The organism is Mycobacterium sp. TH-M116, from assembly GCF_057473685.1.
Genome location: NZ_JBYCLC010000034.1, coordinates 1 through 16,167, shown reverse-complemented (window position 1 = coordinate 16,167; position 16,167 = coordinate 1). Strand labels below are relative to the sequence as shown.

14 protein-coding genes and 2 pseudogenes are annotated in these 16,167 nt (G+C 68.6%); 9 read left to right on the top strand and 7 right to left on the bottom strand.

What is annotated here, in order from left to right; translation table 11 throughout:
* Window positions 1-1,136 (top strand): FAD-dependent oxidoreductase (locus tag AC2VOK_RS01590; protein WP_428898917.1); only part of this gene is annotated, 1,136 nt, incomplete at its 5' end.
* Between the two features lie 270 nt (window positions 1,137-1,406).
* Here AC2VOK_RS01590 and AC2VOK_RS01585 read toward each other — a convergent pair.
* Window positions 1,407-1,991, bottom strand: a pseudogene (locus AC2VOK_RS01585) (substrate-binding domain-containing protein); the annotation flags it as partial.
* A gap of 275 nt (window positions 1,992-2,266) precedes the next feature.
* On the opposite strand from AC2VOK_RS01585, the gene AC2VOK_RS01580 reads away from it, so the two are divergent.
* The 3 genes from AC2VOK_RS01580 to AC2VOK_RS01570 are packed head-to-tail and all read left to right on the top strand — an operon-like array spanning window position 2,267 to window position 5,204.
* Window positions 2,267-3,043: a crotonase/enoyl-CoA hydratase family protein gene (locus AC2VOK_RS01580; RefSeq protein ID WP_428898916.1), complete on the top strand. Its 777-nt coding sequence runs from the start codon at window positions 2,267-2,269 to the stop codon at window positions 3,041-3,043.
* Window positions 3,043-4,182 carry an acyl-CoA dehydrogenase family protein gene (locus AC2VOK_RS01575; protein WP_428898915.1) on the top strand — a complete coding sequence of 380 codons (1,140 nt, stop codon included), beginning with the start codon at window positions 3,043-3,045 and terminating at the stop codon, window positions 4,180-4,182. Before AC2VOK_RS01580 ends, AC2VOK_RS01575 begins: the two co-directional genes overlap by 1 nt.
* Window positions 4,179-5,204, top strand: a complete 1,026-nt coding sequence (locus tag AC2VOK_RS01570) for an acyl-CoA dehydrogenase family protein (protein ID WP_428898914.1) — start codon at window positions 4,179-4,181, stop codon at window positions 5,202-5,204. The genes AC2VOK_RS01575 and AC2VOK_RS01570 overlap by 4 nt, the downstream gene beginning before the upstream one ends.
* 163 nt (window positions 5,205-5,367) lie before the next feature.
* On the opposite strand, the gene AC2VOK_RS01565 is transcribed toward AC2VOK_RS01570, so the two are convergent.
* Complete coding sequence (locus tag AC2VOK_RS01565) at window positions 5,368-6,510, bottom strand: 3-ketosteroid-9-alpha-monooxygenase, oxygenase component (protein WP_428898913.1); 1,143 nt, start codon at window positions 6,508-6,510, stop codon at window positions 5,368-5,370.
* Between the two features lie 102 nt (window positions 6,511-6,612).
* On the opposite strand from AC2VOK_RS01565, the gene AC2VOK_RS01560 reads away from it, so the two are divergent.
* A complete protein-coding gene (locus tag AC2VOK_RS01560) occupies window positions 6,613-8,310 on the top strand; it encodes a 3-ketosteroid-delta-1-dehydrogenase (RefSeq protein ID WP_428898912.1) in 1,698 nt (565 codons plus the stop codon).
* Here the strand turns inward: AC2VOK_RS01560 and AC2VOK_RS01555 are convergent.
* The 5 genes and pseudogenes from AC2VOK_RS01555 to AC2VOK_RS01535 form a co-directional block, all read right to left on the bottom strand.
* Window positions 8,309-8,575: pseudogene (locus tag AC2VOK_RS01555) on the bottom strand (PadR family transcriptional regulator); the annotation flags it as partial. The gene AC2VOK_RS01560 and the pseudogene AC2VOK_RS01555 overlap by 2 nt on opposite strands.
* Before the next feature lie 89 nt (window positions 8,576-8,664).
* Window positions 8,665-9,495, bottom strand: coding sequence for an oxidoreductase (locus AC2VOK_RS01550; protein WP_428898911.1), 831 nt, complete (start codon window positions 9,493-9,495; stop codon window positions 8,665-8,667).
* A 2-nt stretch (window positions 9,496-9,497) separates the two neighbouring features.
* A complete protein-coding gene (locus AC2VOK_RS01545) occupies window positions 9,498-10,742 on the bottom strand; it encodes a hypothetical protein (protein WP_428898910.1) in 1,245 nt (414 codons plus the stop codon).
* The gene (locus AC2VOK_RS01540) at window positions 10,735-11,946 is read right to left on the bottom strand and encodes a sulfotransferase family protein (RefSeq protein WP_428898909.1); all 1,212 of its coding nucleotides are present in this window, start codon (window positions 11,944-11,946) and stop codon (window positions 10,735-10,737) included. The genes AC2VOK_RS01545 and AC2VOK_RS01540 overlap by 8 nt, the downstream gene beginning before the upstream one ends.
* Before the next feature lie 4 nt (window positions 11,947-11,950).
* Complete coding sequence (locus AC2VOK_RS01535) at window positions 11,951-12,394, bottom strand: nuclear transport factor 2 family protein (RefSeq protein ID WP_428898908.1); 444 nt, start codon at window positions 12,392-12,394, stop codon at window positions 11,951-11,953.
* Between the two features lie 89 nt (window positions 12,395-12,483).
* Here AC2VOK_RS01535 and AC2VOK_RS01530 point away from each other — a divergent pair, with 89 nt between their 5' ends.
* The 4 genes from AC2VOK_RS01530 to AC2VOK_RS01515 all read left to right on the top strand — a co-directional run.
* Window positions 12,484-13,392 (top strand): SDR family NAD(P)-dependent oxidoreductase, encoded by a 909-nt coding sequence (locus tag AC2VOK_RS01530; protein WP_428898907.1) that lies wholly within the window; start codon window positions 12,484-12,486, stop codon window positions 13,390-13,392.
* 2 nt (window positions 13,393-13,394) lie between these two features.
* Window positions 13,395-14,228, top strand: a complete 834-nt coding sequence (locus AC2VOK_RS01525) for a mycofactocin-coupled SDR family oxidoreductase (RefSeq protein ID WP_428898906.1) — start codon at window positions 13,395-13,397, stop codon at window positions 14,226-14,228.
* A gap of 135 nt (window positions 14,229-14,363) precedes the next feature.
* Window positions 14,364-15,248, top strand: coding sequence for a DUF1295 domain-containing protein (locus AC2VOK_RS01520; protein ID WP_428898905.1), 885 nt, complete (start codon window positions 14,364-14,366; stop codon window positions 15,246-15,248).
* The coding region (locus tag AC2VOK_RS01515; protein ID WP_428898904.1) for an FAD-dependent oxidoreductase at window positions 15,245-16,167 on the top strand (923 nt) is incomplete at its 3' end. The genes AC2VOK_RS01520 and AC2VOK_RS01515, both read left to right, overlap by 4 nt.

Here is a 16,167-nt window from a genome sequence, read left to right as displayed (position 1 = left end):
GCAGCGTCGCCCACTTCGACTGGCTCGTCGACTGCGGTGTGCCGTTCAAGGCGGAGTTCTTCTCCGAACCCGGCTGGGAACCGATGGGCGATCAGGGCCTGATGTACAGCGGTGGCGAGAACTCCTACCCGTTCAACACGATCGCCTCCCCCGCCCCGCGCGGGCATGTGCCGCAGATGTCGAACAAGAAGCAGGGCGAGGCCAGCGCGGGCTACATGCTGATGAAGCCGCTCGTCGAGTCGGCCACCGCGGCAGGCGCACGGGCACTCTACGACGTGCGGGTGCGGTGCCTGATCGTCGAGTCCGACGGCAGGGTAGCCGGGATCCGCGCGCGGCGCTACGGCGCCGAGATCAACGTCCGGGCGCGCCGCGGGGTCGTGCTGGCTATGGGCAGCTTCGCCTACAACGACGCGATGGTCGCGCAGTACGCCCCGCGCATCGCCGGGCGCCCGGCCGCCTCCATCGAGCAGCACGACGGACAGGGCATCCGGATGGCGCAGGCGCTCGGCGCCGACCTGGCCCACATGGATGCCACGGAGGTCGCGATCTTCATCGACCCCCAGCAACTGGTGCGCGGCATCCTGGTCAACGGCCGCGGCCAGCGCTACGTCGCCGAGGACACCTACCCCGGCAGGATCGGACAGCTCACGCTGTACCAGCAGGACAACACCGCCTACCTGATCATCGACGGCGCGGCCCAGGACGAGGCGATGAACTCGTGGTCGCCGAAATTCATGCTGCGGGAGGCGACCTGGGTGGCCGACAGCGTCGCCGACCTGGAACGCGACATGGGACTGGCGCCGGGCTCGTTGCAGGCCACCGTGGCCGCCTACAACGACGGCGCCGCGCGCGGCGAGGACCCACTGCTGCACAAGAAGCCCGAGTGGCTGCGGCCGATCGGCTCCCCCGTCGGGGCGATCGACCTGCGGGAGAACACCGGCGGGTTCACGCTGGGCGGAATGTGCACCACGCTCGATGCCGAGGTGCTGCATGTCAGCGGCGACCCGATCCCGGGGCTGTTCGCGGCGGGCCGCTCGACGGCCGGGCTGGCCGCCTGGGGGTATGCCAGCGGCATCTCGCTGGGCGACGGCAGCTTCTACGGCCGCCGCGCGGGCCGCTCGGCGGCCCGCGCCTGAAATAGCCCCAGCCACGGCGGAGCTGGCCAAGGTTCGCGCCCGCGGTGTGGCTTTCGATCGCGAAGAGGCGCTTCTCGGGTTCGGCTGCGTGGCCGCGCTGCCCGTTGCTCCCCCAGCGGCCGCAGCAAAACGACGCCGCGCCGCGACCGACTGTCCAGTACACGTGAGCCTCGACCCGCGGATCGCCGAGATCCTTCGGACAATTGGACGGCGGGTTCCCTCCCGTGCAGGAGCCGACAGACGCCGAGGCGAGGACACGACACGGTCCCATCACGCAACCGCGTTGACCGCAGTCGACAACCTCGTCTTGAACGCATCCGGAATAGGGACATACCCGTGCTCCGCCAACCCGTCCTGGCCTGTGCTGATGGCGCTCTGGAGAAAAGCCTTCACGGCCCTACCGACTTGGGAGTCGGGATATGTGGAGCAGACAATTTCGTAGGTCGCCAGCACGATCGGATAGGAACCGGGGCGGGTCTGCCGATAGAACGAGATCGTGTCGAGAACGAGGTCATTGCCCTTATTGATGAACCCTGCCGAGGCAATCGTCTTCGCCACCGAGTCGGCGCTGATCGCGACGGGATCCGGACCGGCCGACGTGATGATCTTGGCCATGTTCAGCTGCTGCGCCTGCGCGAACGACCACTCGTTGTAGGTGACGGCACCCTCCGTGCGCTTGACGGCCGCGGCGGTGCCGTCGTTGCCCATGGCGCCCTCGCCGACGCCGCCGTTGAAAGTCTTTCCGGCGCCCTTACCCCACGCGTCGCCGCCGGCGGTATCGAGATATTTCTGGAAGTTGTCCGTAGTGCCGGACTGGTCGCTGCGGAAAACGACATGAATCGGCTCGGCAGGCAATCTGGTGGCCGAGCCTGGAGAGCAGCGGTATGCCCGAATATCATTCCGGGTACTTCGTCGGCGCCAGCATCGACACATATTGCCCGCGGCACAAAGGCGAAATTCCTGCACGCTAGGCGGCGTTTCGCTCACAAATTCCTCGGTGGCGCCGCTCCGACCCGCCGACGTAAAAGCGCTCGTTCAGCGCCGGAATCGGGCGCGCCATCGCGTGTGCGCGAGCTCGGCCGCGCCGGCGTCCAGGAGCATCCGCATGCCAAGTCCCTACAGTTACCCGCATGAGAAGTTCGCTGAATGTCTGCAACGAGGGCCCGACGCAGGTATGGACGATCAGCCTGCCGCACGTCGGCAACGCGATCACCGGCACGGAGTTCATCGCCGAATTCGAGGCTGCGGTCGACGCCGCCAACGCCGACACGGCGATCCGCGCCGTGATCCTCACCGGGGAGGGGAAGATCTTCTCGGCGGGCGGCAACGTCAAGGAGATGGCCGATCGTGACGGAATCTTCGGTCTGGACGCCCTGGAGCAACGCCACGCCTACAGCGACGGAGTCCAGCGGATCCCGCGGGCCCTTTCCCGGCTGGAAGTGCCCCTGATCGCCGCGGTCAATGGCGCGGCAGTCGGCGCCGGCTGCGATTTGGCGATGATGTGCGACATCCGAATCGCTTCCGAGCGAGCGTCGTTCGCCGAGAGCTTCGTCCAGCTCGGCCTCATCCCCGGTGACGGTGGCACCTGGTTCCTGCCGCGGGCCGTGGGCTATGCGCGCGCCGCCGAGATGACGTTCACCGGCGACCGCGTCGACGCGGCGACCGCGCTGGATTGGGGCATGGTCAGCCGCGTGGTGGCCCATGACGATCTGCTCCCCCAGGCGCGCGCGCTCGCCGAGCGCATCAGCAAGAACCCCCCACACGCGTTGCGGATGGCCAAGCGCTTGTTGCAGGAGTCGCGCAGCGGAACCCTGGAGTCGACTCTGGGGATGGCCGCGGCCATGCAGCCGTTGGCCCACCGCTCCGCCGAGCACGAGCAGCGCATCGCCACGTGGAAGACGCGCTGATGGCGCTCCCCCGCCTGGTGCCGCCCGGCGGCGTCGACGCCGCAGCGACCGACGGCCTGCGTACCGAGGTGCGCGAGTTCCTCGCCGACCAACTGGCCGCCGGAGCGTTCACCCCCTCGGTCGATGCCTGGCTGACCGGGTGGGATGAGAAATTCACCGCCACTCTGGCCGCGCGCGGTTGGCTGGGGATGACGGTGCCGTCCGAATACGGCGGGCACGGGCGCTCGTTCCTGGAACGCTTCGTCGTGACCGAGGAATTGCTGGCCGCCGGTGCGCCCGTCGCCGCGCACTGGATCGCCGATCGCCAGATCGTGCCGTCACTGCTCAAATACGGCACCGAGCACCAGAAGTCGGAGTTCCTTCCGCGGATCGTTCGCGGCGAGTGCTTCTTCGCCATCGGCATGAGCGAACCCGACTCGGGCTCGGATCTGGCCAGCGTGCGCACCAGGGCCGAGCCCGTCGACGGCGGCTGGTCGCTGACGGGCACCAAAGTCTGGACGTCGGGCGCTCACCTGGCGCACGCGTTCATCGTCTTGGCGCGCACCGCGGCGATGGACCCGGCTCATCGCCACGCCGGGCTGAGCCAGTTCATCGTGAACCTGCGCGGGCCCGGCGTCGAGATCCGCCCGATCGTGTCGATGAACGGAGCACACCACTTCAACGAGGTGATCCTGGATGCGGCGTTCGTCCCCGACGCCATGGTGTTCGGTGAGATCGGCAACGGCTGGCACCAGGTGACCTCCGAGCTCGCTTTCGAACGCAGCGGGCCCGAGCGCTTCTTGTCCACCTTCTCGCTGTTGGCGGCCTGCGCCGATCGCATGGCCGCAAACGCCGTTCCGCGCGATCCGAATCTGGGGCGGCTGGTGGCACGCATCGCGGGCCTGCACCAGATGTCCACCACGGTGGCCGGCGCGCTGGAACGACACGAGCCCGCGGACCTACCCGCCGCGGTGGTCAAGGTGCTGGGCACCACCACCGAGGGCGACATCGCGGACTACGCGGACCTGCAGGACTCCCCCGATTCGGTGTTCTCCGGCCTGGTACGTGCGGCCGTCGATCAGCGGCCCGGCTTTACGCTGCGCGGCGGCACCAACGAGGTGCTGCATGGCGTGATCGCGCGCGGATTGGGCATGCGATGAGCCCCCGGCCCGCAGTTGACGGCGCACTCATCGACATGATGGATGCGGTTTTCGCCGGTCACCGTGAACAGCATCCGCCCATCACGAAGGTCCAGCGGGATCCGGACTTGTGGCGGCACCTCGACGAGCTCGGCCTGGTCCGGCTGACCGGCGACGAGCAGCACGGCGGTAGCGGGGCCGGATGGCACGAAGCCGCCGCATTGCTGGCCGCCGCGGTCAGCCACGGAGTTCGAATCCCGTTGGCCGAGCATGATTTATTGGCATGCTGGCTACTGGACGCAACCGGAGTGCCCGCAGACGATGCGGTTCGGACCGTGTGCGTGCTCGACAGACAGGGCGCCGCGACAGAGGTGCCGTGGGCCGCGGCGGCCGACCGGGTGGTGGTCGCGTGGCGAGCCGACGGCCAATACCGCGTCGCCGACGTCGCACGCGAGATGCTCACCATCACCCCGGGTGCCAACCTGATCGGCGAACCACGAGACACGGTGGCCGCCGATCTGGCCCGCCTGGAAGGGATGCCGATTCCCGTTACCCTCATCACCGAGCTAGGGCTGAAGTCGGGGCTGGTGCGGGCGATTCAGGTGTGCGCCGCCTTGGACCGGATTCTGCAGCTGTGCGTCGAGCATGCGACCTCACGTGTCCAGTTCGGCCGCCCACTGGCGAAATTCCAGGCCGTGCAACACCTGGTGTCCGACATCGCCACCGAGGCGGCGCTCGCCCGGGCTACGACCGAGGCAGCGCTGACCGCCGGGATGGCCAGTCAATGGTCGGGACCAGATCTCGGTTTCCTGGTCGCCGTCGCACGCTCGTGTGCCGGCCACGCGACCTCCGTGGTGGTGCGCAACGCCCACCAGGTACACGGGGCCATCGGCACCACCCGTGAGCACCGGTTGCACGAGTTCACCAGAGCCGCGCTCGCGTGGCGCTCGGAGTTCGGCTCGATACGGTACTGGGACGACCGGGTGACCGACGCCGCACTGTACGCCGGCGCCGGCGGACTGTGGAGTCTGATCAGCGACTGATACGGAGCGGCAAGGCTCGAGCATGCGTCCGCGCACGCCTGAGGGACACGCACGCCTGAAGGACACAATGCTCATCGTCATGTCGTCAGACCACGCGGCCACTATTCGGCCTGGAGCATGTCGTCGAGCCGATCGTCGATCCTGTCGGACGCAGCCAACCTCGTCACACCGAGCCGGTGGTGGCCGGCTGGGCGGCCATATTCGCCTCGACCTCTTTCATCCACGCCTCGTAGGGCCGGGTGGTGTCCAACTCGAACTCGAAGCGGTCCACCATATCCGGTTCTACGTCGGCGACGTCGACGTAGAACTGCTGGTACCAGCGACGCAGCTGGTAGACCGGCCCGTCCTCCTCGACCAACAGCGGATTGTCGATGCGCGCCTTGTTCCGCCAGATCTGCACGTCCTGTTCGAAGCCCAGCTTGACGAAGTCGCCGAGGCCGACGGCGGTCTGCATCGCGAGGTCGTCGGGCAGCGTGGCCGACTTCTTGACGATGATCCCGTATTGCAGCACAAAGGAATTGGTATCAATCGGATAGTGGCAGTTGATGAGTACCGTGTGGTGATCGGCGTCCGCGTAGTGATAGGTCAGATCGTCGATCATGAAGGACGGACCCCAGTACGAGGCCACCGAGGTGGTACCGAGCATCTGCGCACCCTCGGTGCCGCCGAGATCCGGACGGCCCGCACTGTTCATGTACTGCGTCGCCACGTGCCCTTCGAAGATGTTCTTGAAGTACGTGGGCAATGAGCCGTGAATGTAGAAGAAGTGCGCCATGTCCACGACGTTGTCGATGATTTCGCGGCAGTTGGTGGTGACCACGGTGGTGTACCAGTGCCAGTCCGTCCACTCGTCGCTCGTGGCACCCTCGATGCGCGGGATCGTCACCTCCGGCGGGGGTGGATTACGTTCGGGGTCGTTCCAGACGAACAACATTCCGTCCTGTTGCAGGGTGCTCCACGACTGGGTGCGGGCAAGCCTGGGGGTGCGCCTGCTGTACGGCACGTGCTTGCAACGTCCGTCACCTCCCCAGCGCCAATCGTGGAACGGGCATGCGATCTCGTTGCCCTTGACCTCACCCCGGGACAGGTCACCGCCCATGTGGCGGCAGTAGCCGTCGAGCACATTCACCCTGCCGTCGGCGCCGCGGAAAACCACGAGCTTGTGTCCAAAGGCGTTGACGGTATGCGGCTTGCCGTCACCGAACTCCCGGATCAGACCCAAACAGTGCCAGCCGCGGGCGAAGCGCGCCGGCGCGGCATCCGCTTCGATGACTCGGATTTGGTCGGATTCAGACTGCGACGTCATAACGGCCATTCAACCCCTCTAACGGCGTTTGTGGTGGCCTGTTGTTCCACTCATCAGGAAGGCTCTTCCTTTGCCGCGGCGCCCCGGCCTACCGTTTCATTCGTGACCGCGCACAGCACGACGATTCCCGCCGGCCTACCGGTGACCGACACCTGCGTTGACCTACTGGTTGTCGGCTCGGGCACCGGCATGGCGGCGGCGCTGGCGGCCCATGAGCTGGGCCTGTCGGTGTTGATCATCGAGAAATCGTCATGTGTGGGCGGCTCGACCGCCCGCTCCGGCGGTGCGCTGTGGCTGCCCGCCGGCCCGGTGCTGCAGGAGGCCGGCGCAAACGACACCGGCGAGCGGGCTGCCCGGTACCTCGAATCCGTGGTTGCCGGCTCGGCACCCCCGCAGCGTTCCGCGGGTTTTCTGACACACCTGTCCGCGACCGTCGAGATGCTGGCCCGCACCACGCCGCTGCGACTTTTCTGGGCACGCGACTACTCCGACTACCACCCCGAGGCTCCGGGCGGTAGCGCGGCCGGGCGTACCTGCGAATGCCGGCCGCTGAATACCTCGATCCTCGGCGAATACCGCGCCCGGCTGCGGCCCGGCGTCATGGAGGCCGCCGTCCCAATTCCGACGACGGGTGCCGACTACCGCTGGATGAACCTGATGGCCCGGGTGCCACGTAAGGGCATCCCGACGATCGCCAAGCGATTGGCCCAAGGCGTGGCCGGCCTGCTGGTGGGCCGCCACTACGCGGCAGGCGGCCAGGGGCTGACGGCCGGTCTGCTCGCGGGCGTGCTGCGAGCGGGCATCCCGGTGTGGACCGACACCACGCTGCTGCGCCTCGCCGGCGATTCCGACCGTGTCAGCGGCGCGATCGTGGACCACGCCGGCCGCGAACTCACCATCACCGCCCGGCGCGGGGTGGTGCTGGCCACCGGCGGCTTCGACCACAGCATGGATATGCGATGGAAATTTCAGTCCGAATCACTGGGCGCCAACCTGAGCCTGGGAGCCGAGAGCAACACCGGCGACGGGATCCGCGCGGCTCAAGAACTCGGCGCCGACATCGATTTGATGGATCAGGCATGGTGGTTCCCCGCCATTGCGCCGCTACCCGGAAAAACGCCGGTGGTCATGCTTGCCGAACGGTCACTACCCGGCTGCCTGATCGTCGACCAGGACGGGCACCGCTTCGTCAATGAGTCGACGGACTACATGTCCTTCGGCCAGCGACTGCTCGAACTGGAACGTGCGGGGACTCCGGTCGAAACGATGTGGATCATCTTCGACCAGCAATACCGCAACAGCTACGTCTTTGGCGCTGAGTTGTTTCCGCGGATGCGGATCCCGCAGGCGTGGTACGACGCTGGCATCGCGGTGCGGGCCGAAAGCCTTGCCGAGCTGGGCCCACAAATCAACGTCCCGGTGGCCGAGTTCACCGCGACGATGACCCGCTTCAACGACAATGCTTCTGCTGGTGAAGATCTCGACTTCAGTCGGGGGCGCAGCGCCTATGACCGGTACTACGGTGACCCGACTGTGACGCCGAACCCGAACCTTCGCCCCTTGGTCAAAGACCCGTTCTACGCTGTGAAAATGGTGCTCAGCGACCTGGGCACCTGCGGCGGGCTCAAGGCCGACGAGCGGGCGCGGGTGCTGCGCGAGGACGGCGGCGTCATTGCGGGTCTCTACGCGATCGGGAATACCGCCGCCAACGCGTTCGGAACGACGTACCCGGGCGCGGGTGCGACGATCGCGCAGGGACTGGTGTACGGCTACATCGCAGCTCACGACGCGGCCGGGTGAAGGTCACCCGCAGCAGCACACTGTGCTTGAGCACCGGAGGGTCCACCGGGGCGTTGTTGGTCCGGTCCGTCACGGCCGCCATCCCGGTCGGCGTGATCTTGTCGAGCCGGCGGCTGTGGGTGCCCTCGTCGCGGTCGACGCGTGAGGTGACCAAACCCAAGCTCTCGAGCTTCTTCAGCTCTGTATAGATCTGGCTGTAGGAGGGGCTCCAGTAGTAGAGACCGACAGTGTCCCGCGCGGGATCGACCGCTGACCGGGAGACCATGCTGTCTGCATCAACGCCGCCGCGTCGGTTGTCGACGCGGCGCCCGGTTGTGCATCACCCGGCGCGCGCGGCAACGCGGATGCGCCGGGTCACGAGCCCGGGAAGCTCACATCTTTCGTGACCGACTCCCACTCGTCGATCGACGCCGTCGTCGCGGCGATCTTGTCGCGCATCGCCTTGAGGACGTCGCGGCCGAGCAGCAGCCGCAGCGGTGGTTCGTCGAGTCCGGTCACCATCAGCACCGCCTCGGCCACCTTGCACGGATCCCCGGGCAGATGGTCGGCGAACTGTTTGATCAGGTCTTTGCGCGCCGCCACGTCGGCGTAGTCGGCGATCGGGGTGCCCGACTCCTTCATCGACCGCGTCGCCCAATCGGTGCGGAAGGCGCCCGGCTCGATGGCGGTCACCTTGATGCCCAACGGTCGCACCTCGGTGGCCAGCGCCTCGGTCAGCGCCTCCAGCGCGAACTTCGTCGACGAGTAGTAGGCGTTGGGCGGGTTGGCCACCAGGCCGGTCATCGACGAGATGTTGACGATGTGGCCCGAGCCGCGGGCACGCATGGCCGGCAACACCGCCTTGATCATGTCGACGGCGCCGAAGTAGTTGACGTCGAACAACTTTCGGACCTCGACGTCCTCGCCTTCCTCGACCGCGGACAGGTAGCCGTGACCGGCGTTGTTGACCAGGACGTCGATGCCGCCGAACGCCTCGTCGGCCGCGGTGACCGCCGCCGCGATCTGGGCCGGGTCGGTCACGTCCAAGGCGACGGCCAGTGCCCGCTCGCCGAACTCGTCGACGAGATCGGCCACCGACTCGGCCCGGCGCGCGGTCACCACCACGCTGTGGCCCTCGGCCAGCGCCGCGCGGGCGATCTCGCGCCCGAAACCGGTGGAACACCCGGTGATCAGCCAGCGCGCCATCTCTAGGCCGTCCCTTCCGGCAGGCGACGCAGATACGCCGCGCGCCGCTCGGCGAGCTGTGCCGCCCGCTGCTGCGGGCTCACCCGGGGCAGAGCCGGCACCTCCGCATCGAGGCGGTCCAGCGTGACGACCCGGCCGCGCGCGCCCAGGGTCTCCCGCGGGCCCGCTTCGCCGAATTCGGCCATCCGCAGCGTCAGGATGCCCTCGCGCAGCCCGTCGGAGTCGATCCAGTTCGCGACGCCGGGATCGGCCGGTGCGATCACGTAGGTGTAGCTGCCGTCCTCGTTGGCTACCGACTGCGCCTTGTTCAGGCTGCCGGTGCGGTCCACGATGTCCAGCGTGGTGCCCCAGATGTTGCTCAGCGGCACCGTGAAGTATTCGGCGCCGCCGTCGGCGAGGTCGACGACGAAGGCCTCGTCGGGGCCGAGATCGAAGCGGCCCATGACGTACACCTGGTTGCGCATCGCACCGACCTTGTCGGCCGACCACGCGAGGTTGAAATGGTTGGGCGCCATCTTGTACACGCCGTGGCTGAGCTTGCCGGTGAAGTCGGCGAAGTACGCCATCATGGCCGCGGTCGCCTCGGCCTGCTCGTCGAGCGTGCGGGCCGGGGTCACCGGCGGGCCGCCGAGTCGCTCGACGCTCAGATGGTTGGGGTCGTCACGCCCCCAGTCCAACAGCACGTCGCGGATGTAGAACTCGTGTGCCGCGGGCGACGTCTGCACGTGGTTGGGCCGCCCGCCGGCGGGCCGTGCGTCGACGGTGATGGTGAAGCTGCCGTCGGAGTCCACCTGCATGGTCCGCCCGTTGAGCACGGCGACGGTGCCCATGTGGGCGTCCCAGAGCGTGAAGTAGTTCTCGGTCATGCGGTGCTGGCCGACCCGGCCGTGGATCTCGTAGCGCTCCTCGCCGGATATCGGGATCACTCGGTACACGCTGTCGGGATTGTCGATGCCCCAGCGTGATCCGGGGATGCGGCGGCCGTCCACGGGGTGGGCCAGCCGGGTGATGCAGCTGACCTTGGGCCGCAGCGTGTCCTGGTTGGAGGACCAGATCGCCGCGGAGAACATCACCTCGGCGAAGGCGTCGTCGAACCGCTCCCGCATGGCGTCGGACGCCTTGGCCCGGCCCAGCCAGTTCTGTCCCACGGTGCGGTAGGCCGCCTTGACCTCTGGATGCTCGATCAGCTCCAGCGCCGCCAGCTCCTGCTCGTGCTGGGACGCTGTCGCGACGGGGTCGTCAGGCATGCATCTCTCCTCGCCGATAGCGAAATCTCTTGTTGTACAACGTGAACCGTTCGTCGACCTGTTCGGGGCAAAGGCCGTACTTTTCCAGGCCGTAGGGCGGTCGCGGCGCCTCGCGGGGACGCTCGGCCAGCCAGCGCCGCATCGCGGTCTCCGCCTCGGCGGTCAGCGGCAGCCCGACGGCGTCGTAGACGCGGGCGACCTGGCCGAGCGGGTCGGCCACGGCGTCGTCGAACGCGATGTCGGTGACGCACGCGGCTTTTCCGGTTTCGCGGTCACCCCAGCTGTCGCGGACCGCCATCGCACGGTCGTTGGTCCAGCCCATCCGCTGCAACCATTGCGCACCCACCCGGTGCAGGTCAACCGAATCGGCGTGCATCGCGTGCAGCGTCGCGTTCAGGCCGGCCCCCGACGCGATCGTGGCGCGTGGGTCTCGGTGCATGTGCACGATGTGCAGGTCCGGAAAACGGGCGCGCAGCAGGTCGAGATAGCCCAGATGCGCCGGCGACTTGAGCACCCAGCGCTCACCGGTCACGCCGGTCCGCCGCTTCTGCCACTGCAGGAACTGCAGCATGCGGTACAGGTAGTCGTAGGCGGGCGTGAAATCCTGCCCGTCGATCCACGACCGGTAGACCGGCAGGTGCGCCCCGGATTCGGGCACGTGCGACAGGAACGCGTCGGCCAGGAAGACGATCTCCTCCTCGGCCTCGCGTGCGTACATCGGGTGGATGGCGAACAGCTCCGGCGCCAGTTCGCGCGACTTGGCCTCCCGGGCTTCGGCCACCGCGATGCGCGGATCGGCACCGCAGAACCGGTGGTCGAGGCGCGGCGCGACCTCGACGACCTCCCAGCCGTAAGCGCAGTGAAAACGCGGGTCGGCGGCCAAGAGGCGCTGCAGCAGCGTGGTGCCGCTGCGCATCATGCCCACCACGACGACGGGCGCGGCCACCCGCTCGTCGAGGATCTCGGGATGGCGGCGGATCCATTCCTGGGCGCGCAGCCGCATGCGCAGGCTGTGCACGATTCCCGACCGCAGGATGTGGGCCCCGACGGCGTTGAGGTCGGCTCGGGAAACGGCATGGGCGTAGTCGGCCAGCAGCGCGCCCAGCGGGCGTGCGAAATCCCCCGGGCCCCAGTCGGTCAGGGCCTCTTTGCGCTGCGCGTCGGCCAGGATGCCGGCGGCGTCGAACGCGCCCGGAAGAGGCACGCGCTCAGAACTTCAGGTGCCGGCTGACGTCGCCGACCTGGTCGACGAACATCGTGCGCGTGTCGAACCACCACACACCCTCGAGGCGATGAAAGGTGTCGTGATAGTGCCCGGTCACGATGACCTGCAGCGGCAGTTCGGGGGTGGCCTGGGTGACGCAGTAGTAGGAGGTGCTGCGGGCGGTGCCCCCGGCTTCGTCGATGTGCAGTTGAACGTTGGTGGTGTTGTGTTTGGTCTTCGGGGTGCCGTCGGAGTAGATGCGGGTCGCCATCTCATACATCTTCCGCACCGCAGCCGATCCGGTGAACACCGTCTCGGGCGGGCCGTTCTCGACCCCGCAGATGCGGCCGTGGGCGAAGAGGCCCGCGACGGCGTCGAGGTCGCCGGCGTCGAGCAGCTCGGCGTAGCGATAAATCAGGTTGGCGATCTCAATGCCGCTGTCACTCACGTTCGGACTCACTCCTGCCTGGCGACCGTCGCAGACCATCGTGGCAGAGCCGGCCTTACTTTCATAGAACCAACCATTACTCTGATCCCGTGGCAGCACCATGGACGCCGGGCCGGCTCGGCGACTTGACCGGCAAACGGGTGATCGTGACCGGCGCGACCAACGGCGTGGGCCTGGGCACGACACGCGCCCTGGCCAAGGCCGGCGCCCACGTGATCCTGGCCGTACGCAACACCGAACTCGGTGCGCAACGCGCGACGGAAATATCTGCGGTCGGCGGCTCGACCTCGGTGGTCGAGCTCGACCTCGCCGACCTGTCGTCGGTGCGCGCGTTCCCCGGCCTGATCGACGGCCTGTTCGACGGGCATGTCGACATCCTGGTCAACAACGCCGGCACCCTGACCGACCACCGCACCGAGACCGTCGACGGATTCGAGACGACGCTGGCCACCAACCTGCTCGGGCCGTTCGCCCTGACCAACCTGCTGTTGCCGCGGGTGCGCTCGCAGATCATCAACGTCGGCTCCGACGCGCACCGCACGGCGACGCTGCGGCTCGACGACCTGCAGCTGCGCCACGGCTGGTCCAGGCTGGGCGCCTACGCGCAGTCCAAGCTCGCGGTCATGCTGTGGGGGCTCGAGCTGGACCGCCGGCTGCGCGCCGCCGCATCGCCGGTCGTCACCCAGCTCACCCACCCGGGCTGGGTGGCCTCGAACCTGTCGCACCTGTCGGACTCCCCGCTGATGACGCTGGCGCACCGCAGCGTCAAGGCGCTGGCCGACCGGCTGGGCAACGACATCGACCAAGGGGCGGCGCCCACCCTGTACTGCATCAGCGAGCCGGTGCCGCCGGGCAGCTACGTCGGGGTCAGCGGCCGGTTCGGCCTGCGCGGCGGCCCCGTCCTGATCGGCCGCTCGGAGCTGGCGTGCGACTACGACACGGCCGCCCGCCTGGTGGCCTTCGCCGAAAAGGCAACCGGCACAACGATGGAGGTCTAGCCGTGGGTGAATCCGAGCGGGAACTCGCGAACACCGTCGCCGTCGTCACCGGGGCGGGGCGCGGCCAGGGACGCAGCCACGCCGTGGCGCTGGCCGGGCAGGGCGCCGACATCATCGCCGTCGACCTGTGCGCCGACATCGACGCGATCCCCTACCCGCTGGCCACCAAAGCCGATCTCGACGAGACGGTGCGGCTGGTCCGGGCTGCGGGCGGCAGGGCGGTGCCCGTCGTCGCCGACGTCCGCGACCTCGAACAGCTGGAGGCCGGGGTGCGCGCCGGCGTCGACGAACTCGGCGAGATCGGCATCGTCATCGCCAACGCCGGCGTGGTGGCGATCGGCGACGCCCGGACGCGCGCCGAACAGGTTTTCGACGCGATCCTCGACACCAACCTCAAGGGCGTGTGGAACACGCTGGTGGCCGCGGTGCCTTCGATCGTCCGCAAGGGCCGCGGCGGGTCGGTCGTCCTGGTCAGCTCGTCGCAGGGCCTGACCGGCCGGGGCGGGGACGGCAGCGCCGCCATGTTCGCCTACGCCGCGTCCAAGCACGGTGTCGTCGGGCTCATGCGCTCGGCGGCCAATGCGTATGCACCCCACAAGATCCGGGTCAACTCGGTACATCCGGGCGGCGTCGCGACCCCGATGATCCTCAACGATTTCGTCGTCAAACAGATGACGGAGAATCCCAACCCCGCGCTGTCCCAGACCCTGCTGCCCGACACGTCGCTGGTCGAACCGCAGGACGTCACCGACGCGGTGCTGTGGCTGGTCGGCCCGCGGGCGCGCTACGTCACGGGCGTGTCGATACCCGTCGACGCCGGCCATGTCGTCATGTAGCGGCCGACGCCCCCGGACGGCTCACTAGAACGTGTTACAGTTTGCCGATCGCGGCCGCCGGTACGAGCATCCCGGCGTCGCGCCGAGGAGGGCACGCATGAATTGTGCTGTCGGCGAGCCTGTTTGGTCGCTTCGATGAGTGCGACGACGAAGTCGCGGTCGCTGGCCGTCGTCGGTCTCGCCTACGTCGTTGCGCTCGCGGTCGCCGCCGCCTGGCTGGCCTGGGGTCCGACGACGGGCCGGCTGTGGTCGGACACGCTCGTGGCCGACGTCCTGGCCACGGCGGTGGTGTTCGCCTTCAGCCGCGGGTGCCGCAACTCGAGCTGCTACGACGCCTACTGGAGCGTCGTCCCGCCGCTGCTGACGTTCTACTGGTGGAGCCGGGCGGGAACGGATCACCTGCGGTGCTGGCTCGTCGCGGCGCTCGTCCTGGTGTGGGCCGTGCGCCTGACCGCCCACTGGGTCTACGGATTCCCGGGACTGCACCATGAGGACTGGCGCTACCAGATGTTCCGGCAGCGGGCCGGAAGAGGGGAATTCGTCGTCGATCTGGTCGCCATACACCTCATCCCGACCCTGCAGGTCTTCGCGGGCATGCTGCCGGTCTACGTCTGCGTGACGCGTCGAGGCGGTGACCTCGGATGGCTCACGGCGGTCGCGTTGGCGGTCGGTGTGGCGTCGGTGACCTTCGAGTCCGTCGCCGATGCGCAGCTGCACCGGTTCGTGCGCAGCCGCCGGCCCGGCGATGTGATGGACGGCGGGCTGTGGGGGTGGTCGAGGCATCCGAACTACTTCGGCGAGTTCGGCTTCTGGGTCGCCCTGGCGTTGTTCGGCGTGGCGGCCGCGCCGACGGACGCGTGGTGGCTGTTCGCCGGTGCGCTGGCGATGCTGGCGATGTTCCTGGGCGCAAGCATCCCGATGATGGAACAGCGCAGCCTGCAACGCCGGCCGGATTACCAGCGCGTCATCGACCGGGTGTCGCGGTTCATGCCGATGCCGCCGCACCGCCCAGCGACATGAACCGCCGGCGCGTCGTGATCGCCGGTCTGGGCGACGTCGGTGTGCTGGCCGCGATCCGCCTTTCCCGCCACGCCGACGTCACCGGGATCTCGGTCAAACCCGGCCTGGTCAGCGGTCAGGAACTCGGTGTCCGGCTGTCCCGCCCCGCGGACTGGGCCCGCGACTACTGGATCCCGTTCGACCGGTTCCGTCGCCTGGAATCGGTGCGCACGCTTCAGGCCGCGCTGACCGGAGTGGACCTGGCGGCCCGCACGGTCATGGGCCGACGCGTCGATGGCACGCCGATCGCCGTCGAGTACGACGCGCTGGTCATCGCCACCGGGGTGGCCAACGGGTTCTGGCGCCGGCCCACGCTGCAGTCGGCCGCCGAGATCGGGGCGGACCTGCGTGGCGCGCACGCCCGGCTGGCGGCCGCGGGGTCGGTCATCGTCGTCGGCGGCGGCGTCGCCGCGGTCAGCAGCGCCGCCAACATGGCGACCACGTGGCCCGGCAAGCGCATCGACCTCTACTTTCCCGGCGAGCGGGCCCTACCCGCGTATCACCCCCGGACCTGGCGACGCATCCTGGGCCGGCTGACCGAACTCGGCGTCGGCCTGCATCCCGGACACCGCGCCGAGGTTCCCGACGGCTTCGCCGGCGACGAGATCACCGCCGAGCCGGTCCGGTGGAGCACCGGGCAACCTCCGGCTTGCGCCGCCGCGGTGCTGTGGGCGATCGGGCGGGTGCGGCCCAACACCGGCTGGCTGCCGCCCGAACTGCTCGACGAGCACGGGTTCGTGCGCGTGACGCCGGAACTTCGCGCGGCCGGTCAGCGGGGTGTGTTCGCCGTCGGCGACGTGGCGGCCACCGACCCGCTGCGTAGCTCGGCCCGCAACCGGGGCGACGCGCTGGTGGCCCATAACGTCCGCGCCGAATTCGC